Origin of the sequence: Nostoc sp. UHCC 0252, from assembly GCF_034931145.1 — a bacterium.
GTDB lineage: Bacteria > Cyanobacteriota > Cyanobacteriia > Cyanobacteriales > Nostocaceae > Nostoc.
Genome location: NZ_JAYGHE010000006.1, coordinates 67122 through 90517 on the forward strand (window position 1 = coordinate 67122; position 23396 = coordinate 90517).

Annotated in this window: 21 protein-coding genes; 11 read left to right on the forward strand and 10 right to left on the reverse strand. The window is 41.7% G+C overall.

From position 1 onward, the window contains the following. Positions 1–371: 371 nt before the first annotated feature. Positions 372–1265 (forward strand): tetratricopeptide repeat protein, encoded by an 894-nt coding sequence (locus VB732_RS05835; protein ID WP_323229895.1) that lies wholly within the window; start codon positions 372–374, stop codon positions 1263–1265. A gap of 132 nt (positions 1266–1397) precedes the next feature. On the opposite strand, the gene VB732_RS05840 is transcribed toward VB732_RS05835, so the two are convergent. After that, positions 1398–2018, reverse strand: coding sequence for a TMEM165/GDT1 family protein (locus tag VB732_RS05840; protein WP_323229896.1), 621 nt, complete (start codon positions 2016–2018; stop codon positions 1398–1400). Positions 2019–2562: 544 nt separating this feature from the next. Continuing rightward, the gene (locus VB732_RS05845; RefSeq protein WP_323229897.1) at positions 2563–3945 is read right to left on the reverse strand and encodes a cytochrome P450; all 1383 of its coding nucleotides are present in this window, start codon (positions 3943–3945) and stop codon (positions 2563–2565) included. A gap of 239 nt (positions 3946–4184) precedes the next feature. On the opposite strand from VB732_RS05845, the gene VB732_RS05850 reads away from it, so the two are divergent. Together VB732_RS05850 and VB732_RS05855 are read left to right on the forward strand one after the other, a co-directional pair. After that, complete coding sequence (locus VB732_RS05850) at positions 4185–4817, forward strand: ParA family protein (RefSeq protein ID WP_323229996.1); 633 nt, start codon at positions 4185–4187, stop codon at positions 4815–4817. A 2-nt stretch (positions 4818–4819) separates the two neighbouring features. Continuing rightward, a complete protein-coding gene (locus tag VB732_RS05855; protein WP_323229898.1) occupies positions 4820–5452 on the forward strand; it encodes a hypothetical protein in 633 nt (210 codons plus the stop codon). 320 nt (positions 5453–5772) lie between these two features. Here VB732_RS05855 and VB732_RS05860 read toward each other — a convergent pair whose 3' ends face one another. Beyond that, on the reverse strand, positions 5773–7842 hold the full coding sequence (locus VB732_RS05860) for a CHAT domain-containing protein (protein WP_323229899.1): 2070 nt from the start codon (positions 7840–7842) through the stop codon (positions 5773–5775). Positions 7843–7965: 123 nt separating this feature from the next. On the opposite strand from VB732_RS05860, the gene VB732_RS05865 reads away from it, so the two are divergent. Then, the gene (locus VB732_RS05865) at positions 7966–8466 is read left to right on the forward strand and encodes a thioesterase family protein (RefSeq protein WP_323229997.1); all 501 of its coding nucleotides are present in this window, start codon (positions 7966–7968) and stop codon (positions 8464–8466) included. Between the two features lie 107 nt (positions 8467–8573). On the opposite strand, the gene VB732_RS05870 is transcribed toward VB732_RS05865, so the two are convergent. After that, positions 8574–8771 carry a hypothetical protein gene (locus VB732_RS05870; RefSeq protein ID WP_323229900.1) on the reverse strand — a complete coding sequence of 66 codons (198 nt, stop codon included), beginning with the start codon at positions 8769–8771 and terminating at the stop codon, positions 8574–8576. Between the two features lie 686 nt (positions 8772–9457). Between VB732_RS05870 and VB732_RS05875 the strand changes: the two genes are divergently transcribed. Both VB732_RS05875 and VB732_RS05880 read left to right on the forward strand, forming a co-directional pair. Next, entirely contained in the window at positions 9458–9832 is a 375-nt protein-coding gene (locus VB732_RS05875) for a hypothetical protein (RefSeq protein ID WP_323229901.1), read from the forward strand. Between the two features lie 27 nt (positions 9833–9859). Beyond that, entirely contained in the window at positions 9860–10282 is a 423-nt protein-coding gene (locus VB732_RS05880; protein WP_323229902.1) for a type II toxin-antitoxin system VapC family toxin, read from the forward strand. 184 nt (positions 10283–10466) lie between these two features. On the opposite strand, the gene dxr is transcribed toward VB732_RS05880, so the two are convergent. Continuing rightward, entirely contained in the window at positions 10467–11663 is a 1197-nt protein-coding gene (gene dxr / locus VB732_RS05885; protein ID WP_323229903.1) for a 1-deoxy-D-xylulose-5-phosphate reductoisomerase, read from the reverse strand. A 568-nt stretch (positions 11664–12231) separates the two neighbouring features. Here dxr and VB732_RS05890 point away from each other — a divergent pair. Continuing rightward, a complete protein-coding gene (locus VB732_RS05890) occupies positions 12232–13539 on the forward strand; it encodes a mannosyltransferase family protein (RefSeq protein ID WP_323229904.1) in 1308 nt (435 codons plus the stop codon). A gap of 44 nt (positions 13540–13583) precedes the next feature. Beyond that, positions 13584–15515 carry a DMT family transporter gene (locus tag VB732_RS05895; protein WP_323229905.1) on the forward strand — a complete coding sequence of 644 codons (1932 nt, stop codon included), beginning with the start codon at positions 13584–13586 and terminating at the stop codon, positions 15513–15515. Between the two features lie 56 nt (positions 15516–15571). Here VB732_RS05895 and VB732_RS05900 read toward each other — a convergent pair whose 3' ends face one another. Next, the gene (locus VB732_RS05900) at positions 15572–17110 is read right to left on the reverse strand and encodes a glycosyltransferase family 39 protein (RefSeq protein WP_323229906.1); all 1539 of its coding nucleotides are present in this window, start codon (positions 17108–17110) and stop codon (positions 15572–15574) included. 67 nt (positions 17111–17177) lie between these two features. Between VB732_RS05900 and VB732_RS05905 the strand changes: the two genes are divergently transcribed. Genes VB732_RS05905 through VB732_RS05915 form a run of 3 tightly spaced genes read left to right on the forward strand, consistent with a single transcriptional unit; the run spans position 17178 to position 19553 of the window. Then, the gene (locus tag VB732_RS05905) at positions 17178–17303 is read left to right on the forward strand and encodes a hypothetical protein (RefSeq protein WP_323229907.1); all 126 of its coding nucleotides are present in this window, start codon (positions 17178–17180) and stop codon (positions 17301–17303) included. A 58-nt stretch (positions 17304–17361) separates the two neighbouring features. Then, a complete protein-coding gene (locus VB732_RS05910) occupies positions 17362–18603 on the forward strand; it encodes a DNA cytosine methyltransferase (RefSeq protein ID WP_323229908.1) in 1242 nt (413 codons plus the stop codon). Then, positions 18576–19553, forward strand: coding sequence for a Bpu10I family restriction endonuclease (locus VB732_RS05915; RefSeq protein WP_323229909.1), 978 nt, complete (start codon positions 18576–18578; stop codon positions 19551–19553). The genes VB732_RS05910 and VB732_RS05915 overlap by 28 nt, the downstream gene beginning before the upstream one ends. A 54-nt stretch (positions 19554–19607) precedes the next feature. Here the strand turns inward: VB732_RS05915 and VB732_RS05920 are convergent, their stop codons facing one another. The 4 genes from VB732_RS05920 to VB732_RS05935 form a co-directional block, all read right to left on the reverse strand. Continuing rightward, entirely contained in the window at positions 19608–19973 is a 366-nt protein-coding gene (locus VB732_RS05920) for a clan AA aspartic protease (RefSeq protein WP_323229910.1), read from the reverse strand. After that, complete coding sequence (locus tag VB732_RS05925) at positions 19970–20242, reverse strand: hypothetical protein (protein ID WP_323229911.1); 273 nt, start codon at positions 20240–20242, stop codon at positions 19970–19972. Before VB732_RS05925 ends, VB732_RS05920 begins: the two co-directional genes overlap by 4 nt. A 283-nt stretch (positions 20243–20525) precedes the next feature. Next, positions 20526–20798 (reverse strand): hypothetical protein, encoded by a 273-nt coding sequence (locus VB732_RS05930; RefSeq protein WP_323229912.1) that lies wholly within the window; start codon positions 20796–20798, stop codon positions 20526–20528. Positions 20799–20883: 85 nt separating this feature from the next. After that, complete coding sequence (locus tag VB732_RS05935) at positions 20884–23352, reverse strand: ATP-dependent Clp protease ATP-binding subunit (RefSeq protein ID WP_251956107.1); 2469 nt, start codon at positions 23350–23352, stop codon at positions 20884–20886. Between the last annotated feature and the right edge of the window lie 44 nt (positions 23353–23396).

Sequence of the window (23396 nt, forward strand, 5' to 3'; positions counted from 1 at the left end):
CCTTGCGGCGGAGACACATCCCATTGTGGGACTTTATAAAGGTAGCTGAAAAGAGCATTTGTGCGACTGATGAAAGTATATTTGCTTTTCACAAAGCCACACTAGGGTACTCTATACAATCTTAAAGGCGCTAAATTTAGTGTTTGTACATTAAACGTTTAATTTAGCGCCTTGACACTAGTTTGGGAAGCATATCATAGCTACAATTCTGACGGCTCCTCCTAAAGTCATCACTTACTTTAGCAGTGTAGATAGTTAATTGTTATAAAATTCACAGGCAATTGGCGGTATTCCGCAAAGTTTTGGAAATTTTTAACTTTACGATTTGTGTAAATGATAATGTCATTAGAGTTCAGGAGAAAGACAAAACTGTGTCTCAACCGCGCAATCGTTGGATAGTTCAAATAGTCTTGGTGCTGGCAGTTCTTGCTTTTGTGGGTGTTTCCGTGATTCCCATAATTGGAGCATTTAATAATACGCCATCCTCCACCCAAAATCCCGCTAGCACTAGAGGCACTTTGCCCTCCTCCGACCTAAAATCAAAACTGGAAGACGAAGTACGGGGTTATGAACTGGTTTTGCAAAGGGAACCGGAAAATCAAACTGCGCTTAAGGGTTTATTGCAGGCTCGGCTACAACTACTGAGTCAAAAAGAAAAAAGTGAGGTTAAACCAGCTGATATCCAAGTTGTCATCGAACCTCTTGAAAAGCTAGCCAAGTTGAATCCCGAAAAGTCAGAATATTCGGTGCTATTAGCTCAAGCTAAACAGCAAATAGGCGATCGCGAAGGAGCAGCTCAAGCTTATCGCTCGATTTTGTCTACAAAACCGGGCGATTTGAAGGCTTTGCAAGGAATGGTGGCTCTATTAATTAGTCAGCAACGCCCAGAAGCGGCTATTGGTTTGCTACAAGAAACCCTCTCTAAAGCAGCCCAAGCAAATACAATTCAGCCTGGAAGCGTCGATACAGTAGCCGTGCAAGTGCTGTTAGGTTCTGTTCACGCCTCCCAGAAACGCTACGCTCAAGCTAGCTCTGTATATGACCAGGCAATTAAGAAAGATCCGAAAGATTTTCGCCCCGTTGTCGCAAAAGCGATGCTCTTGAAACAACAGGGCAAAGACGCAGATGCAAAACCTTTGTTTGATAGTGCCGCAGCTTTAGCACCTGCTCAGTACAAAGACGAAATTAAAAAGGCAGCAACGGCTTCCTCTAAGCCTAATCCTGCTGTAGCTCCCACGCCTCCATTAGAAAGTACTCCGAAGTAGGGGAATTGGGGATTGGGGAATGGGGAATTGGGAATTGGGAATGGCTCAAGAATCAATAAAGAGTCCTTCTTCCCCTGCTCCCTGCTCCCTGCTCCCTGCCCCCTGCCCCCTGCCCCCTGCTCCCCGCTCCCCTCACACTCCCTCAATGGCAGCAACGACACCAAAGACTAAAAATAGGCATCCGCCTATAAAGGTGAGTTGACGCTCAGAAATGCGCCCGGCAATGATCTTGCCGCCGATAACTGCGATCGCAGCACAAATAGCATGTCCTAAAATTGCACCTATTGTGACTCCAATTGGATTATTGCCGGCTGCTAGGGCAATAGTGGCAATTTGGGTGCGATCGCCCCACTCTGCCATAAATGTCAACACAAAGGCTTCTATGATAATTGCTAAGGGAGTCTTTTTCTTTGGTAACTCCAAATCTGCTTTTTTCACCGCAGCTTCGGCTTCTTGTACAACTTCTGTATCACAAGCAGCACCAGACATCTTACTAGCGTCATATAACAGCTTGATACCAAAGGCAAGAAACAAAATTATTTCAGCGTAATGAATATAAACTTTTGGCAACAAAGATGCGGCTTGTCCAAATAACACCGAAAGGATTGTCATCGCGGCTAAAGCAGCTGTAACACCTATAAATACCAGCCGCCGCGAGTGATGCATTGCCAAAATTACAGCAATAAAAAATGTTTTATCGCCTAGTTCTGAAACTGTAATTAATAATAAACCTGCGGTAAAAGCTGTTAACACTCTCTCAAGCTCCTGAAGAATCCTTTACCGATGTGAAGCTTGATGAGAACCAAAAGACCTCACCAAGTTTACACTTTTCGGTGTGAACTTAGTGAAGGTCTCGCTTTCAAATATTGATTATTCGCCATCTGAACCAGGCTCATCGCCAGTATGTTGATTCAGATGTACTGGCTTTTATTTTTTTGCCAGCAGCTACTCCCCTTCAATGCGATATTGATTATACATCTGTTATAAGTAGGAGTCAAGAGAATAGGTAATGTAGAGGTAGCCCTTTCAAGGTGCGTAAAGATTTTGGTAAATAGATTCCTCTTTGAGTGTTCCAAAAAATAAATGATCCAAAACCCGTCATTGCGAGCGAAGCGAAGCAATCCTAGCCCTTGCGATTGCTTCGCTTCGCTCGCAATGACAATTGAGCATTTTTTTACTTGGAGTCTCTTTAAGCTCTATACTCTGTGTCTTCTGTGTCTCTGTGGCTAAAAAAATACTTTTGAACCGCAGAGGCACAGAGATTGCTGAGAAAAAATAAGAGATTTTTAGTTATCAGTTAGACTAGGGCTGGTGTATTGGCACGCTTAACTTGAGGTGTAGCAACCATCCGCATTCCGGCTGGTGCGGCTAAAGTTAACCCACGGCGCACAGGACGCACAGGACGCTTATTTACCAACGATAGTTGAAAGTCAGACAGAACAGTTGCCAAAACAATTTTCATTTCATACTGGGCAAATGCCATCCCAATACAGCGACGATTACCACCACCAAAGGGTAAATATTCATAAGGAGAATATTGCCTTTCTAAAAAGCGTTCTGGCTTGAATTGCCTGGATTGCGGGTAAACTTCTTCTCGATGATGGGCTAAATAAATACTGGGGACTATTGCCGTTCCCTGTGGCAGTTCGTAGCCCATAACTTGAAGTGGAGTTTTCACAAGCCGCACGAAAGCAGTCATGACAATTGGGTAAATTCGCAATGTTTCTTGGCAAACTGCTGTCAAATAGGGCAACTTAGCCACAGTACTCAAATCGGGGTTAACTCCAATGGTGTTGAGTTCCTGTTGCAACTTCTCCCGCACCTCTGGTAAATGGTCAATCCAGTACAAAGCCCATGTTAATGCAGAAGCGGTAGTTTCATGTCCCGCTACTAGGAGTGTCATTAACTCGTCGTGTAATTCTTGATCTGACATGCCTTGACCATCGTCGTAACGAGCAGCCATCATCAAACTCAGGATATCTTGACGATTTGGATCTGGTTGGGCCCGACGTTCTCGAAGCAGAGTATAAATAAGTTGATCAATTTTTTCTCGTTGTTGCAGAATCCTACCCCAGGGACTCCACGTACCAAAATCTTTTTGCATGAACTGGAAAAAGAAGGCGCTGGACATTATCGGTGAACTGATGAAGTCTAGTAATTCACTTAGCGATCGCCTCAGTTCTTCAAAAAGCTCTCCTTCTTCCATTCCAAATACAACCCGTAAGATAACACGCAAAGTAATTTCTTGCATCGACTCACGAATCTTGAAAGGCTTGCCAATTTGCCATTCATTACTCACCTGTCGGGTTATTTTACAGATATCCTCACCATAAGCCCGCATTCTTTCGCCATGAAAAGGAGGAGCTAAAAGTTGCCTCTGACGCTGGTGGCGATCGCTATCCGCTAACATAAAAGAGCGATCGCCAAGCAAAAATTTTAGTCCGATGTTCCCTCTTCCAACCTCAAAATGGCTCGAATCAGCAGTAAAAATCTGCTCAAGGGCTTGAGGTTGACTAAAGTACACAACATGGTTATCTCCACGAGTACTTCTGATTGTGAAAGTGTCACCATAGATTTTGGCAAAATCATCTATATATTCCACTGGCTGAGTAATAAACTTGATCATCCGCAACCAGCGCGGCATTTGAGGCCCATCAGGCAGATTGTAAGTTGCTGTCATGGAATTTTCTGGAATTAATGACTTATGAATTTTATTGTTACGAGTTTTCATGTTATTTAGGGTTACAGAAAGCGGTATATTCATCATTGGGAACTGGGAACTGGGGACTGGGAACTGAAAAAGAAGAAAAAGAGGATAATAATAACTCTTGTACAGACGCGATTAATCGCCTCTCTACTCCTAACTCAGCACTTAGCACTCAGTACTCAGCACTCAAGAGGCAGCATCGGAAGCAAGCAGTGCCAAAAATCATCGCTATTCTCAACGGTAAAGGAGGAGTCGGTAAAACGACTACCGCAGTCAATCTGGCTGCAAACTTTGCGAAGAAAAAAAAGGTGTTGCTGATTGATGCAGATATTCAAGGTTCTGCCAGTTGGTGGTTTGGGCGCAGTCAGCAAGGAATGGGATTTGATTTATCTCAAGAAACAGATCCGACACTTTTAAGTGATTTAGGAAAGATAACAGGTTACGATTTAGTAGTGGTGGATACGCCTCCGGCGCTGCGCTCTGAAGCATTAGTGGCGGTAGTTGCGATCGCAGATTATCTAGTTTTGCCTACGCCCCCATCCGCAATGGATTTAGCTATCCTCGTGGAAACAGTTAAGGAAGCCGTCATCCCCGTGGGAACCCCCCATCGGGTACTGCTTACCAAAGTCGATACGCGCAGTATTGGGGAAGCGCTAGAAGCAAAAAACACTCTCACTAGATTAGGTATTCCTGCTTTTAATACCTTTATCCGTGCTTATAAGGCTCATGAACGAGCGGCACTTGAGGGTGTAGCGATCGCTCAATGGCGAGGAAGTAATGCACGAGAGGCGGAGTTAGACTACCGTCGTGCGGCTGATGAATTACAGCGTGATTGGAGAAAATAATAATGGCTAGGAAACAAAGTCTCTCTGATTTATTACAAGAAGAGGCGCAAAAATTTACACCCCCAGAAGGTGAATCTGCGATCGAAGTTACAGCAGAAGCAATTGCCGAAGAACAAGCTTCATCCGATCAGGAATCCTCAGAACAAATACCTGAGCCGAATTCTACTAGGCGCACAAGTCCTACTAAAGCTGATTTAGAAGCAACTGTCAAAGAATTGGCAATTAATTTAGAAAAAAGCCAAAAAAAGGAATCATCTCTAGAGCAAGAAATTGCTGATTTGCAATCAAAATTATCTAAACAACAAACAGTAGCATCGGAACAAAAATTATTAGCACAACAGGTAGCCAAAGAACTGGAAGAAACCAAAAAAGCAGCTTTGCAACTAGCTGAAGCAAATTCCCAGCTTATAGAAGAAATTAATGCTTTAAAACAAACAGCAGAAGATAATTCTAAAAAACTTGTTGTCAAAGAAACTAGTGCAATAAAACCAGTAAAAGATCACTACAATCCACTTAACTACAAAAAATCACATCGATCATCGGAAACACTAGCTCAAAATCAACCACAAAATCAACCACAAAATCAATCAGATAACTATCCTGATAGTTCTAATGAGATGTGGCTACTTGACTAGTAAAACTTGACTCCAATCCAGCTACAATTAACCAAACTAGTAGGGGTAACTCATAAATTGCCCCTACTGTGCCCTTTATTGAAGAAGAATTCAGAAGTCAGAATTCAGGAGTCAGAATGAATGAGTGGGGGATTCAGACCCACCACTCGATTCTTGCACCACTAAATCGGGGATTTAGTGGGGGAGCAAAAACGCCATTTATTCATCCGCCACTCGCTTAACCTTCTTCTGAATTCTGGCTCCTGACTCCTGAATTCTGTTCGTTAAAGTTCATTATTAAGTCCCCGTTCGCGTAGCGTCCCCCAGGGAACGATCAACACCTAAAGTCCATTGCCAATCAAAATAAAGGATGCCCAGTAGTACGGATGGCTAAAATTACTAGCTGCCGTCGCAGGTGCATTGTGACTTCTTGCTTTCCAGTTTCCATTAATTAATGAGACTTGAGCTTGCCGTAAGGTTTCAGCTTTAGTCAACTTATCGGTGGAAAGTATACCATAAAAAGCACTCATAAGTGCTTGTGTCCCACCATCATCTACAGACCACAGGGAGGCGATCGCAGCTTTAGCACCGGTTTGTTGCATCTGATAGCCAAAGCCCAAAATTTCCTCACCGTTACCTAGCTTGCCTCCCAAGCCGGTTTCGCAGGCGCTCAACACTACCAAATCTACATTAGGAAGTGACCAAGTAGCGACATTTCTAAAGTTAACGCGATCGCCATTCCCAAATAAAATAAACGAATCTTCTGGTTTACCCACCACAAAAGCTGCATGAGTTGCTAAATGGACAATTGTATAATCATCCATTTGGGGTACAGCGACTTTGGGGCTAAAAGCATCGTCTAAAAGCTTCGTAGTCTCAGGAACCGTAGCGGCTAAATTTTCCACTTCCTGCGTTGCAAAGGGCAAACCAGCAAAAGCAACCTGTCGATTTCCAACTTTAATTTGATAATTTCCTTTAGTAAAAGCACCAGCTAAAACCCGCAAAGTAGATTGTTGTGGGGTATTTAAGTCAGTCAGACTGGCAGAGGTAATATGATTGACACCCAAACGCTGCACTAGCCATTGTTTGCCATCATATAAAGCAGTCAAAGGAATATAGCGTAACTGGTCATCTGGAGCGTAAATTAGAGTTTGTGTACCTGAAAGCTTCAGGTCTTTCTCTATGGGTTGAATTAGCCAGTCATACAATTGGCGTGCAGGTGCTTTGATATTTCGGCTGGGATTAATTAAAGCTTGGCGAAAAGCATCAATTGTTTGATAGAGGTTTTCGCGTTTTATAGCAACTGTGCGATGAATTGGTGGAGATTCAGGAGTGACTAAGACCAATTCCAAGCTATCTTTTAAAATCAATGGATAGAGGATTGCAGACTTTTGAGGCAATCTTGCCAAATTATCCCGAAGTTCGTTGAGATTCTCCAAATCCAAATTTTGTCGTCTAGCTGTCCGGCTAATTTGCTCTACCTGTGCTTTTACTGAAGGACTATTGATAAATTCGTTAAATTTATCCAAAAGTTGCTGTTGGTTTAAGACTAATTGCTCAATGCGTTGTTTCTGTTCGAGCGATCGCTCTTTGGGAGAAATTTTCCGTAGTGCTGTCAGTTCTTTACCCAACACAACAGCACTATTCACAGTTTGATCCAACTTTTGTTTAATTGGTTTTTCTGTTGCCGCTATATTAATACCTTTGGCAGTACGTTGATTACCTGGCACAGCCTGAAGATATTCCTCTAGTTCTTCAACTTTGAGTAAATCCATTGTCCTTTGTGCTTCAGCAACGCGTTCTTGTTTGAGCAATCGTTCGCCCAAAATGCGATATGTCTGGCTAACAGTTATGCTGTAAGCATCTGGTTGTGGCGCATTAAGTAGTGATGGATTCAAGCGAGCTTTTTCACGATTAATCAAGCAATGCTTGTAGAAAAAAATTGCTAACTCTGGTTGATTTTGGATATCAAACAAGTAACCTATGTTACTGTAAGTTTTGCCAAGTCGAACCAAATCCCCAAGTTCTCTATTAATTAATAGGGCTTGCTGATAGGATCGAAGTGCTTCAGGATACTTTCTTTGACTTTGGTAAATTCTGCCGATGTTATTAAATGTTACGGCTTCCCAAGAGCGCTCTCCAACTTCCAGGGCTATAGCTAATGCTGTTTGTAATCTCTGCAACGCTTCTTTCGATTGACCTTGCCGAGATTCTTTGATAGCTTCTTCATTAAGCCTTTCAATTTCTGAAAGCTGATTATTCTTGGGTAAAGCTTGAGCTTTTTCTCCAGAGTTGTATCTCAACCTTGTATTTGAGCTTACCTGCTTATTGTCTGGGTACGTCATCCCCAAACCTAGTAAACTCAGTAGAGTTAAAGTAATAACATTAACATATAGGAGATTAGGCTGCATAACAAAAATACTCCCTAGACTCGGAGTGTAAATATTAAATCAATAAGTCATGGAACGCAATTAATTTTTATGTTTATGCGATTCCATTATTTGGAAAATTTATAGGTGTTTAAAAAAATGAAAATGTCAGAAGAAAAACCCAGCCAACCAGAATTACCACCCACTACCGCCCTCGATAATCCATCAAGCTATGAATTTGGAAATTGGTTTGAATATCCCGTGAGAGTGCAACCTCACCACACTGATTATGCAGGTGTTGTCTGGCACGGTTCTTATGTAGCTTGGATGGAAGAAGCACGAATGGAATGCTTACGATCTATAGGGATTGACTTTGCTGATTTAGCCGCTATAGGTTGCGATTTACCAGTTGTAGAACTGTCGTTGCGTTATCACCGTTCAATTCAATTGGGTATGGCAGTGCTGGTAAAAACGCGCATGGCTGAAGTAACTGGTGTTCGAATTAATTGGGATTATGCCGTAGTCTCAACTGATGGACAACAATTGTATGTTACTGCTAAGGTGACTTTAGTCGCTTTAGATCGTGAAAGAGGCAAGATTATGCGTCAGTTGCCGCCGAGTTTTAAGGATGCATTAGCCAAAATTTCAGCATTAAATAGTGATTGACCAACAAGGGTTACAAGTAGTAAAGGCAATTCCATGAATTGCCCTTATTACTTGTGTAGTTAATTTTAATTTTTTATTTAGCACTCTGGCAGATAAATGTTAATTTTTTACTTGCCGCTTTGAATGTTTGATAAACTTTGAGCAAAGTGCATTATCTGATGCCAAATCTCTTGTGGAGTAATGCCAAAACTAATATTTAATAAAATAAGAATCGCAGCAATAGTTAATGCATTTTTTACAGTTGCTTTCAACAACTTCCACAATATTACAAAAACAATCCAAGCTACAATCAAAGTAGCAATCATAATCTATAAATTCCTCTAACAATAGCCCTTATCTGAGAAGGGGTTTATTCAGAAAGGGTAAATTTTATCTGAAGTAAAAACTACTAATGCTAAAGCTATTAGACCTAATTTGAAATAGATACTAAAGCCAAAGTTTTTTGTCGAACTGTGCCAATGTTATATTATCTAAAAATGAGGCCATAATTCAGATGAGAGGCAACTTATTTGGCAATTTGGCAGAATTATTGGAAAGACTTTTTTAAAGAGGAGTGCGATGTCTGAAGACATGCCTTACGGCTACGCATTTACAGCGCTTCCGGCTATTATGCAATATATTTTTCTCCTTGCCCCTCTCTTATCATTGCTTTCAGCTTTTAGGATGTACCTCATAGCTGGCGGAAGTGATGTATTAGAGTTGAAGAGAAAGTGCGATAGCGAAGCGCTGACTTGTCAGTTCGCATTTGTGATGTTGAATAAGTGCTATAAGTAGTTAAACATAATTAATTACACAATGTCATTGCGAATGTAGCGTTCGCGTTAGCGTCTCGTAGAGAAGCGAAATGAAGCAATCCCAGCCGCAAGCGAATTGCTATCTCTACGAGACGCTCCGCGAACGCTTCGCTCGCAATGACTGTAATTAATTTTGTGTGGTTACTTACCAGGGCTATTTCATTTACAATTAAAGAAAATATACTTAAACAATCGTTATGAATTCTTTCTCATCTGTAACACCACAAATTAAAAACCAAGACAATAGCGAAGTATTAGTAAACGTTATTGTTAAACAAGGTAGTGATGGGAGAATAATTGCGATCGTTCCAGGTTTACCAGAACTACAAGTAGAAGCAAGCGATCGCAAAACAGCCCTAAGCCAAATTCAGCAACGACTAGAAACCCATTTAGCAGGAGCAGAAATTGTTTCTTTACCTATTAAATTACCATTTGTTGAGCCGAAAAATCCTTGGTTAGAAATGGCTGGAGTTTTTAAAGATGACCCACAATTTCAACAAATGCTCGAGGCTATTGAAAGCTATAGACATGAATTAGATAGAGATATAGAAGATGATTTTCCACAAGAGTAGGATAATATTTGCTTCAGTATAAATAAAATGACACTATGGGTGCTTGATACTGACCATATTTCCCTACTACAAAGAGGACATCCAGTTGTTATTAGCAAAGTAGCTGCTGTCAATCCTTCAGAAATTTCAGTCACAATAATAACTATTGTCGAGCAGATGTACGGTCGTTTAGATGTTATCAAACGAGCAAAATCAAAACAAGAATTAGTCACAGCTTACGCTTTATTGAAAGAAACATTTAATCGGTTATGTCAAGGGAATATTCTTGATTTCGATGAAGCAGCATTTGATATTTATAACAAACTACGTGCAGCAAAAGTTCGTATTGGTACACAAGATTTAAGAATAGCAGCAATTGCGCTTTCTGTAAGTGCTACAGTTGTGACGCGCAATCGTAAAGATTTTGAAAAAGTTCCTGGTTTGAAAATTGTGGATTGGTCGATACCTTAAGACTTTGCGATCGCATTTGTGATTTTGGAGAAGTGCGATGTCTGACGACAAGCCTTACAGTTACGCATTTTCGATATTGGGGAAGTGGATATTTGACCGTTAGCCTTCAGCATTAGGCTGAAGGCTAAATAGGAATTGGTCAAGAACCAGAAAATCTGCCTTTTTGGTATCTGAGTGAAGGTTTTTATCGCACAGAAATTATCCGAGGGTGAGCTTCTAACTTTTCAATCGCTGCTAAAACTTCTTGTCTTGCCCATTTATCTGCTGCCAAAATGTCATCTAAAGAGGGATTTGCATGGTTATCATTTTGATGGCGATCGCACACCCATTCGATACACCGGGGAATATCTAAAAAGCGAATTTTTTCATCTAAAAATAAAGCTACAGCTTGCTCATTTGCAGCATTTAACACGGCTGGCATCGAACCACCAGCTTTACCCACAGCATAAGCCAACTGCATACAAGGATACTTTTGGTGATCTGGTTCACGGAAGGTTAAGTTTCCAGCCTTGACTAAATCTAGTCGTTCCCAATCGGTATAGATGCGATCGGGCCAAGATAGCGCATACAGCAAAGGTAAGCGCATATCTGGCCAACCGAGTTGGGCTAAAACGGAAGTATCTTGCAGTTCGATCAGTGAGTGAATAATGCTTTGGGGATGAATGACAATTTCGATATTGTCATAATCCAACCCAAACAGGAAGTGAGCCTCAATGACTTCCAATCCTTTATTCATCAGAGTAGCAGAGTCTACTGTGATTTTTCGCCCCATCGACCAATTAGGATGTTTGAGGGCATCAGCAACGGTTACATCTGCTAATTTCTCTACATCCCAGTCTCGGAAAGCCCCACCAGATGCAGTTAGCAAGATTTTCCGCAAGCCTGCCTTTGGCACACCTTGAAGACATTGAAAAATTGCCGAATGTTCGGAATCGGCTGGGAGTAATTTTACACCGTGTTTTTCAACTAGGGGTAGAACTACAGGGGCCCCAGCAATCAGGGTTTCTTTGTTCGCTAAGGCGATATCTTTACCAGCTTCAATAGCTGCGATCGTGGGTAGTAACCCAGCACAACCAACGATCCCAGTCACAACAGTTTGAGCATCGCCGTAGCGAGCAACTTCTATCACTCCGGCCTCACCTGCCAGTAGAATCGGTTGAGGATCGAGGTCAATGATAGCTTCTTTAAGCGCTGGTAATTTATCTTCTGAGCAAATTGCCGCTATTTTCGGGCGAAACTGCCGAATTTGAGCAGCTAACATCTCTACATTGCTCCCAGCTGCCAATCCCACAATCCGAAACTGATCTGGGTACTGAGTGACAATATCTAAAGTCTGAGTACCGATAGAACCAGTGGAACCAACAAGAGTAATCGCTTTCACAATTGCTTAAGGATTTACAGACAACTTCCACTATAAATTGCTGGGGACTCTTTCATAACAGCAATCACTATAATCGATACACTGACGCGGACGAGTAGAGACTCAGTGAGGGGGAGATCGGGGATACAAAGGGAAATTTATCCATTTTTCCTGGCTGTGCCAACCCCAATCGGTTGATTTTAACTCGATAGACTGCTAGACATCAAGCAATACGCTTGGGTTAAGGGCTACTTGTACAAAATCGTGGGTTTTGAGACGCGATAAATCGCCGTCTCTACAAGTGTTTTGGTCTTATCTGAACTGTATTGAGACATAAAGTACTAAATTTGCTCAATTTGCAGATAACTAGACAAAAATTGTATTTATAAATACTATATTTTAAGAGATAAACTCAGAGAAAATTGTCAAAAGTAACCAAATAAGAAACAATTTCAATTAATTGCTAATTTATCCAGTTTGTTAATTATGTTGGTGGAAACTTTAATATGCAAAATGTTACTCATAAATTGCTGTGTTACAGCCATAGGTACAAGAATGCATAAAGGAATTTGTTGAAGCACTCAACCCTATGGTCAAAGTTCAGATAGTTATAAAAAAAGTTTTATGGAATAATGATTTCCTATTTCCAGCAGCCTTATGGCTTGCCAGTCGAATATTCATCTGGACTGCTATGTTGCTGGTTGCGCCAAAAATCCCCTTACCAGCAGAAGAGTTCTTGCCTCGTTTTGGCTGGGGGGTTTTTGATGCTTGGGATAGTATGCATTATCGAGCGATCGCTACTTCTGGATATGAATTTGTCAACGACGGCAAACAACATAACCTTGCCTTCTTTCCCCTGTTTCCCTTAAGCATCTGGGTTTTGATGAAGCTGGGCTTACCGTTTGAATTAGCGGGTACGTTAATCAACAACTTGGCATTTTTCGCAACCCTTTACTATTTGTACTTTTGGGTTAAGGAGCATTATGGCATCGATGCAGCGCAGTGGACTACTACTGTGGTTTCTTTATATCCATCATCCATGTTTACGGGAGTGATTTACACAGAGGGGCTGTATTTATTTTTGAGTACGGCGGCTTTGCGGGCGTTCGATCAAAAGCAGTATGCTTGGACTACCCTTTGGGGGGCGATGGCGACAGCAACACGTCCTACAGGTATGGCACTAATTCCAGCATTTGCGATCGCAGCGTGGAAAGAACGCCGACCACTCATTGCCTATGTAGCTGGCTTTGCTACCGCTATTGGCATACTTCTATTCAGTTTGTATTGTGCGATTTATTTTGGTAGCCCTTTAGCATTTATCGAAGCACAACGGGGATGGCGACCAAGTTTGGGGTTTGATTGGCAAGGTTGGTTAAATATGCTGATGCAAATTGTAGTCGGCACAAATAATTGGCAATATGGCTGGGTTCAAAAACCATCTGGCGGCATTGAAGACCCCTGGTATCTTTTGTTATTTGGCGCGATCGTTACCAGTGGCTATCTTTTTTGGCGTTTCCGTCAACATTTTAGTTCTCTAAAATTATTCTATAGCTTTTATGCTTTAGTCTTATTTTTGCTCATTCTGGCAAGTGAAGAGTGGATGAATAACTTCCTCAACTTGTTCATGGTTTTGGGTGGTGGCTATATGTTGTGGCGCTTACGCACGAAACTTACCACAGTTACAGTCATTTATGGTTTTTGCGGTATTGGTTTGCTGTTAGCCTCTGGAGGTACTATCTCCTTGAGCCGTCTTGCTTATGGTATTGTGCCTTTGAATATAGCTATTGGTGTGCTGCTATCTCGCCATCCTCGTCAGGGATATTTAATCTTGGGCGTTTTTGTGACACTACTAGCCAAAATAGCTGTAGGATTTGCTCAAGAACATTGGGTTGGTTAGAGATTTGATTCTTTATTGGTGAGAAGTTGAATTTAAATTCCCTAATGAATGTATCCAATCCGAGGAAAATAGCTCTAGCTGCATTATTTTTCGGTGTAGCTGCCATATCTTTTGGCTCTATTTTCGTGAAATTGAGCGAAACTCAACTTAGCCCCAACGCCACTGTATTTAATCGCTTGTGGCTTGCTAGTGTATTTTTCTCCATCTGGAATGGATACAAAGCGGTACGTCAGCGACTTTCCTTAGACAAGCCTGTAGAACAGCAATCTTACACCAGGCAGGATCTTTGGCTATTGGGAAGTGCCGGCATCTTTTGGGCTGGCACTTTAGTCTTGTTGGCTTGGTCGCTGACTGAAACTAGCGTTGCAATTTCTAGTGTGTTGCATAATCTTGCCCCGATATTTACTAGCTTAGGGGTATGGCTGTTATATCGTAAGGGTTTTGAGAGCAAATTTCTGATTGGGATGGTTATCGCCCTTGGGGGAGCGATCGCTATTGAATTTGATGAGTTGCAAATCGCCACAGATGAAGATCAAGGGGGTTTTGCTGCGATCGTTTCTGCGGTTTTCTTGAGTGTATACCTACTCTTGGTAGAAAAATTACGAACTAAATTTTCTCCGGTAACAATCCAGTTGTGGATCGGTGCGATCGCTGCTTTAGTCATCTTCCCCATACTTTTATTCACTCACGATCGGATTTTCCCTTCTACAGCCAGTGGGTGGCTTTGGGCCATTTCCCTAGCACTGATCTGCCAAGTTTTAGGTCATGGGCTTTTAACCTATAGCCTTGCCAAGTTTTCCTCTGTGGTTGTCTCCTTGGTGCATCTTTTAGAGCCAGTATTTAGCGGCATTTTCGCTCTGATAATATTTTCAGAAACATTAACTTTTTCAAATTGGGCAGGTTTCGCTCTAGTTTTAATGGGTTTATACTTAGCCATATCTAGCCAAGCTGCTGTTAATTTGCCGTCTCAGGAATCAGTCAAAACTATAGTTAACACTTTCGTTAAAAGTATGACGGGCAAACTATTGTTCATAAAGCAGCAATTCTCCGAAACACCAGCTTTACTGGGGGCTATTTCATTATTTGTTGCCTTGATTCCCATATCTTTGGCACCATCTCTAGCAAAATTGTGTGAACAAGAAATTGGTGCAAATGCTGTAGGGTTTCATCGCAGTTGGATCGCCGCAGTTGTCTTTGGGCTGTGGAATGGACTTGAGGCTTTGCGTCGCAAACAATCCGATCATCAACCTATAGAACAGAAGCCTTTTACAAAACAAGACCTATGGCTGTTATTAGCAATGGGAACTGCTGCAACAACCTCCCTATTGTTGTGGGCTTGGTCACTGAGTCAAACTAGCGTCGCTAACGTGGCTTTACTGTCTAATTTGAACCCCTTATTTGTTGCTGCGGCTGGGTATCTGTTATTCGGTCGGCGCTTCGATAACAGATTCATTATTGGTTTGGTCATAGCCTTGGGTGGAGCGATCGCGTTTGAAGTTCATAAGATGCAATTTGCATCTGACCAAATACTTGGTGATGCGCTAGCATTTCTAACCGCAATTTTTATTGCCACCTATTTGCTGCTGATAGAACAACTCCAAGCCCGATTTACTACCGCAACCATAATGCTCTGGCGTTGTGGTGTGACTACAATGTTTCTCTTGCCCATCCTCCCATTCATTGAAGAGAGATTGTTTCCCTATTCTTGGATGGGGTGGTTTTTCATCATTTTTCAAGCTCTCTTCTGCCAAGTGTTGGGTCAGGGGCTTATAACTTATAGTCTCAGCAGAATCTCGTCAAGCGTCGTCGCCGTTACCCTTCTCCTCAATCCAGTCTTGTCTTCCATTTTTGCTTGGTTCATCTTTTCAGAACAGGTAGGTTTGTTTGACTGGGTAACTTTTGCCGTAGTTTTAGTAGGTATTTATTTAGCTCAATCTAGTCAATCCACTGTTCAAATAACAAACGAAAGCTCGTAGTAGAGAAATTTTATTTCTCTTTGCCTTTTACTTTCTAAGATATCCAGATGTTTAACTTATGGTGAAACTAGTGTAAATCCTTTAGCTGTTCCTATGATCTTGCTCCCAGTTAAATCGATTTGCTGTAAAGCCGCATCGTCTAATAGCAAATAAGATTTATTAGATAACATTTGTTGTAAAACTGGCACAGTCGCAGCAGTTACCTTGCGATCGCTATAAAAATTTAAGCTCGGACGATTATAAGCAAAAGAAGTGTAAATTTCTTTTCCGGGTGGAACATTTGCTCGAATTAAGTTTGCTACTGGTTTAACTGGGAAAGCTTCATTTAATTCCCAAATCCATGATTGCGAACTCATCAATAGTGCTAAAACTAAATACATTCCAGAAAATAACACTGGAATAAAGTTGCGATCGCGCTGTTTAACTAGCCATGCTGCGATGCCCATACTTATTGCCAAAACAATACTCATGACTATTAAAATAGGTTCTTTTTCAATAAAAAAGTAAACACAACCTCCTAAACCAGCAATAGAAATAATAGCCAGAAATATTGTCAAACTTCGTCCCTTAAAATGGTCATCCTGCCAAATTTCGCTAAGTTTAGCACCAATTGCCAAAGCTAAAAATGGATATACAGGCATAACATACCACGGGAGCTTAGTTCTCATTAAAGAGATAGTTAATAAATAAGTAATTGTGCCGATAATAATTAGGCGACTCCAAGTAGTATGACGTTTTTTCCAAGCAAGATAGAAACTTCCTGGTAAAAATAATAGCCAAGGAAAACTATATTTAATTAACTCAATTAAATAATACCAAGGAGGCCCGCTATGACCTTCAACAGATTGTGTAAGGCGAGCAAAAGTTTGTGCTTGAAAGTTAACTTGGAAGAAATTTCCCCCATAATATTGCCATTGAGCAGCAAACCAAGCGATCGCTGGCGCATTTCCTAAAAACATTCCTACTAATAAATAGGGGCTGGTTAACAAAGCAAACTGCCGATCTGCAATGAGGAATAAACAAGCGATCGCTCCTAGTGGCAAAACCATCATCCCTTTAGTGAGAGTTATTAACCCTAGACAAAATCCCACACCGAGAGCATACCGACGATTTTGACGTGCTTTTAGCAAACAAAACAATAACAACAAGAAGAAGGTAATAGTTGCGCCATCTAGCATTGCTAGCCTTCCGTGACGCACTACAGGCAACATCGTCAGGTAAACTAAAGCGGCAAACAAAGCTGGTAAACTTTGGTTAAAAAGCAAACATCCCACCAAGTAAAGCAAAGGCACTCCCAAGGCAGTTAATAGTGCACCCGGTAGACGTGTTGTCCACTCATTCACGCCTCCGATGGAGTAACTCCAAGCAATTAGTAAGTGCATCAGGGGTGGCTTATTATGATAAGGCTCACCTCCCAAGGTGGGGTAAAGCCAACGCATTGAACCAAGTGGGGCACGCCAGATTTCACGGGCAACCTGTGCCACAGTGCCTTCATCCCAATCTCGTAAAGGGGAGTTTCCTAAAAATATCAGCCATAGAACTAGAGATATTAGCAGTAGGCTAAATAACCATTCTTTTTCTCGGAATAGACGCATATAAAATCGGGATAATCATCTCAAAGACTGTAAGGCGGTATTTTACCCCAGATTATGCAATGGAAGTTTGGTTACTTTTTTAAAAGGGCGTTTATATGGTGCGATCGCTCAAAATGCCAGAATACTAAAAATTACTTATAGCCAGGATACTTTGACTAAAACAACTATGTGGCAGGTTGACAAAGCGATATAAGCGTATGATCTTAGAGCGTTTAGAAGGTAAACCAGATGAATAACCACATTAAGAGTCTATGCTAATAGCACGACCTATCACTATTGATTTGTTTGCTGGGGCTGGCGGTTTTGGTCTAGGTTTTGAGATGGCAGGTTTCTCTGTTCCTTTATCCGTTGAGATTGATACTTGGGCTTGTGATACACTGCGCTATAACCGTCCTAATATGACAGTTATTCAACAAGATATCCGTGATTTAAACACTGCAAGTAGCGTTAAGGATATCTGTCCCTTCAAGCCGGATGTTGTTATTGGTGGGCCTCCATGTCAAGGCTTTAGTATTGCCGGGCCAGCACAAAAAGATCCTAAAGACCCTAGAAATAGTCTATTTATTAACTTTGCTGAGTGGATATGTTTTCTCGAACCTAAAGCTTTTGTAATGGAAAATGTTAAAGGTTTACTTTCGCGCAAAAATATTGAAAGTAGAAAAGTAACAGATATCATTAAAGAAACTTTTGAAAATCTCGGATATTTTGTAGAATTATGGTCATTAAATGCTGCTGAATATGGTGTGCCACAAATTAGGGAGCGTATTTTTATTGTTGGGAATAAAACAGGAAAAGAATTAGGTACTCCTCCAAAAACACACTCCTTAGATTTATTACATATAAATAGCTCTCAATTATCAATATTTGCCTGCATGGGTTTACTTCCTGCCATAAGCTTGTGGGATGCTATATCAGACTTACCACAACTGAATGCACGTGAAGGTCAAGAAGAACAACCTTATATTTCAGAACCCCTCAATAACTATCAAAGCTGGATTAGGAATGGCAGTAAAACACTTTACAATCATGTTGCAATGGATCATTCCCAGAGACTTGTAGAACGCTTCAAACATATTAAATGGGGTGAATCAAGTTCAGACGCACCAAAAGAACATGGGGCTAGACGGCGTAGTGGAAATGGTGAGTTATCTGAGATAAGTTATGACCAGAATAACCGACGTTTAAATCCATATAAACCATCACATACAATAGCCGCTTCGTTTTACGCTAATTTTCTTCATCCTTTCCAGCATCGCAATTTGACAGCCCGTGAAGGGGCACGTCTTCAATCTTTTCCTGACTCTTATCGTTTTCTAGGGAAGAAGACTGTTGTATCTCACAAGTTATTACATCGAGAAGAGAGATTCGACGAGAAGTTTCTTTGCCAGTACAATCAGGTAGGTAATGCTGTACCACCTATTCTTGCTAAAGCGATCGCACTTCATCTTCAAGAGAAATTAGAGCTATGCCCAAAAGCGATAGGAACCCTTTAGTTCATGGCTCTAATCTTGAACAAAAGGAGAATCACCGCACAAAATATAGAGATGTTGAGAGTAAAAAATATCTCGCTGAAATTAGAACTGAGTATGATAAGTGGCGTTCAGCTAATCTCGAATTAGTTGGGCCGACATCAACACCTACTGCTCAAGATGACGCAATTATTGCTACCAGGGTAGAACTTCTATCAAAATATAAGGATTTTTTAGACCAGCAGCACTATGCTGAAAAGTTTGATTCTCGATCGAACCTTCACTCTAGCGTACTGGAGGAATTTCTTTATTATCTGTTTAAAGATTTAGTCAGAGACTTTGGAGAAAATGCTCTCATCGGCAAATCACATACATTCAAAGATATTTTCTTTGTGCCGCCAAAATACTCTGAGATGCTTAAGCGACCGTATGCACGTATTGAAAAGAAAGATCATGACTTTGTAATTGGAGCCACGATTCAAGTATCATTTGAAGCAGCAACCCCACCGGAGAAAGATGAAAATCCTGGTGAAATACTCTCACTTCTTAAAGAGGAACCGGAAAACTACTCTGAAGTTACAGTTACAGGAAACACCGAAACGCACATTTTCGATATTCCAGTTGTTGCTATTGAATGTAAGACATATCTTGATAAAACTATGCTCGAAGGTTCATCACGAGCAGCAGAGGACTTAAAGGCAAGGAATCCAAATAGTTTATATGTTGTACTTATGGAGTGGATTAAGCTGACCAGTGATGTCAATCTTCGCAAGTACAAGGTTGACCAAATTTACGTACTACGTCAGCAAAAAAACACTGACCGAGAATTTAGGTATGAAGAAAAATATGTTAAAAATTCAATTAATCCAGTTGTAGTTCAACATTTATTCCATAAAGTGCGGAAGCATCTGAAAATGGACTGGACTGGCGGAATTGAACACGGCATAGAGCGTGGATGGCTAATTGATGAGTAGCGATTGACCTATTCACCATGCTGTTGATAGAAAATTAAGATATCCAGAAAGCAACTACAATTCATCAATTGTTACTAAACCGCCCTCGATAAACTGTATGACAAGTTCATGCTCATCAAGTAAAGCAGTTCCTAATAGAGGTAGCCGTCCTGTAGCAAGTACATTCACTTCCCGTTCTTCTCCATTCCAAATAATGTTAGCTTGATGTACTGGCAAGATTACATTACTATTGTCAGATAAATTTGCATACATATCATACACAAAAGGAAAACCCAACAAAGTAACTGCTGCTGGGGGTAAAGAAAGAAACTCTGTAAAACCTGTATCGATAACAAATTCAATGGTAAAGTCTGGTTGATTGGGCAGTATAAATATGATATTAACGGTTGCACGTCCGTTCTTGACACTACCAGAAATCACCGATAATCGCGCTCCATCTCACCACTGAAGGAAACTGCGACTTTGTAACCAATGCGAATACCAAAAAGTCGAGCTAATGGGTTTTTATTACGTAAATATCGTGCCGATTTTAAGCCTGTTTTATCAATTGCGTATTCACCTGTTTCTATATCGATAATCACCATTTTACCGATGTTTTCTTCTTGCTCTACTTGTTGACGAATGCTCTTTTCGTATAGTTCTTTCGCACGTCGTGCAACTTCTTCGCGGCTTAAAAGTATGCTCTGCACAGCTTTGCTCCTTTTTTGCTACTGTGTACTAATTCTACTTGATTATCCGTTGTAGCTTTAAACTGAATTTTCTACATCTGTTATCTTTGGGTTAAGCAAGAAAACAAATAGCGATCACCTAATTTTCTTTCTCTAACAAATGAATCAATTTCAGGCTATGGCAATTTCAAATGACTAAAATACATCCAAGACAGCTTAGAGTCAGGAGTCAGAATATAAAGTTCTCTTGAATTCTGGTTTTAGACTCCCCAAGAACTGGGCGTTTGCACCTAACTGAGAACCGCTATAATTCCACAGCTAACACCCTACCTTGAACTGATTCAAACTCATCTTCTAGTAAATATAACTTGGCTTCATCATAGTTATTAGTAGAAAATACAACTTTATAACCCTCTGCCGGATCATAAATCTGACAGTTATCTTCACAGTCGCAAAGCAATAAAAGAACATATGGAGGGGAATGACTTGGATCTATCCATACTTCCGTAAATTCCCAGTTATTCTTTATTGGATCTTGTGGGGGAATAATTCGGTATTCGTCGTCTGTATTAGACATATTCAAACAAAAAAAACGGTAGAGCAATAAATACTCTACCGTTTTCTAATTTTCTATTTGAGACTTAAATCCCAAACCCTAAATCTTACTCAACACCTTGGGGTAACAATTCCCGACGCTGTTGAGAACTAACTTGGACAATGCCATTTTCATCCACATCAACAAGGGCTGTATCGCCATCCTTGATACGACCAGACAGAATTTCTTCTGCTAGGCTATCTTCTAACAGGCGCATAATTGCCCGACGTAATGGCCTTGCGCCGTAGCTGGGACTGTAACCTTCAGTGATTAACCGATCCTTGAAGCGGTCTGTGACTTCTAAGGTGATACCCTTTTCAGTCAGGCGACCAAATACTTCCTTGAGCATAATTTCGGCGATTTGGGTCACTTCCGGCTTGTTCAACTGACGGAAGACGATAATTTCATCAAGTCTGTTGAGGAACTCTGGACGGAAGTACTGTTTGAGTTCTTCGTTCACCAAAGAGCGAATCCGGTTGTAAGTTGACTCGCTGGCATCTTCGGAGAATTCAAAGCCGATACCGCTACCGCCTTTTTCAATTACCTTAGAACCAATATTGGAAGTTAAAATCAGCAAGGTGTTCTTGAAGTCTACCGTGCGACCTTTGGCATCAGTTAACCGACCGTCTTCCAAAATTTGCAGCAGCATATTGAAAACATCGGGGTGGGCTTTTTCGATTTCGTCGAATAACACCACGGTGTAAGGACGCCGCCGCACGGCTTCGGTCAACTGACCACCTTCGTTATAGCCAACATAACCTGGAGGGGAACCAATCAGCTTGCTGACGGTGTGACGCTCCATGTATTCGGACATATCTAAGCGGATCATCGCTTCTTCGGAACCGAAGAAGTAAGCAGCTAAGGATTTTGCCAACTCGGTTTTACCTACGCCAGTAGGCCCAGAGAAGACAAAGCTAGCTATGGGTCGATTGGGATTTTTCAAACCGACACGAGCGCGACGAATTGCGCGTGAAACTGCTTTCACAGCTTCATCTTGACCAATTAAACGCTGGTGCAAGGTGTCTTCCATGTGCAGCAGCTTTTCAGATTCAGATTCGGTGAGTTTGTTCACCGGTACTCCAGTCCAGGAAGCGACAATGTGAGCAATGTCTTCTTCTGTAACTACAGGTTCTTCACCTTCTGTGCCAGTTGCATTGGTCTTGCTTTGAGCGATCGCGCGGATTTCAGCTTTGATTTCCATTTCGCGATCGCGCAATTCTCCAGCTTTGTCAAAGTCTTGGGAGCGCACCGCGTCATCTTTTTCTTTTAATATCTGACGCAGTTCTTTGTCTAACTCTTTGGCTGCGGGTGGCAGTTGGGAGTTAATCAAGCGCACTCTAGAACCAGCTTCATCAACTAAGTCGATGGCTTTATCTGGGAGGAAGCGATCGCTAATATAACGGTCTGATAATTTCGCCGCCGCCACTAATGCTTCGTCGGAAATTTTCAGTTTATGGTGTTGCTCGTAGCGTTCGCGCAGACCATATAAAATTTCAATTGTTTCATCAACTGTAGGTTCACCAACCATCACTGGCTGGAAACGTCGCTCTAGCGCTGCATCTCGCTCGATGTGCTTCCGGTATTCATCTAGGGTTGTAGCACCGATGCACTGCAACTCACCTCTGGCCAAAGCTGGCTTGAGGATATTTGCTGCGTCAATCGCACCTTCTGCCGCACCCGCACCAATTAAGGTGTGTACCTCATCAATCACGAGAATGACATTACCCGCCGAGCGGATTTCATCCATGATTTTTTTCAAGCGTTCTTCAAATTCACCCCGGTACTTGGTTCCTGCTACGAGCAAACCAATATCCAGCGTGACGACGCGTTTATCTTCGAGGATGTCAGGGACATCTTTGGTGGCAATGCGTGAAGCTAAACCTTCAGCGATCGCTGTCTTACCAACCCCTGGTTCCCCAATCAGCACTGGGTTATTTTTAGTTCGGCGACCCAATATTTGGATCACTCGCTCAATTTCTTTAGCGCGTCCCACCACTGGATCGAGCTTATTATCGATTGCCATCTGAGTCAGGTTTGAGCCAAATTCATCCAGAGTCGGGGTTTTTGTGCGCCCGGATGAACCGCCTGGTGAAACTTCGGCAGTTTCTCCCAACATGCGGATGACTTGGGTTCTTACCTTAGATAGATCCACACCGAGGTTTTCTAGCACCCTGGCTGCGACACCTTCCCCTTCGCGGATTAGGCCCAACAGCAGATGCTCGGTGCCAATGTAGTTATGCCCCAGTTGGCGTGCTTCTTCCAAGGAGAGTTCTAAAACTCGCTTTGCCCGTGGCGTAAACGGAATTTCCACGGCAACAAAGCCTGATCCCCGTCCTATAATTTTTTCAACTTCAATTCGGGCATCTTTGAGATTGACGCCCATTGATTTCAGCACCTTTGCAGCCACCCCAGTGCCTTCGCCAATCAGACCCAAGAGGATCTGCTCGGTTCCAACAAAGTTGTGACCTAAACGGCGGGCCTCTTCTTGGGCCAGCATGATTACCTTAATGGCTTTTTCAGTGAAGCGCTCAAACATGGCTTTATCCCATCATCTGCGGTCGTGCCGGTATGCTGATTTTA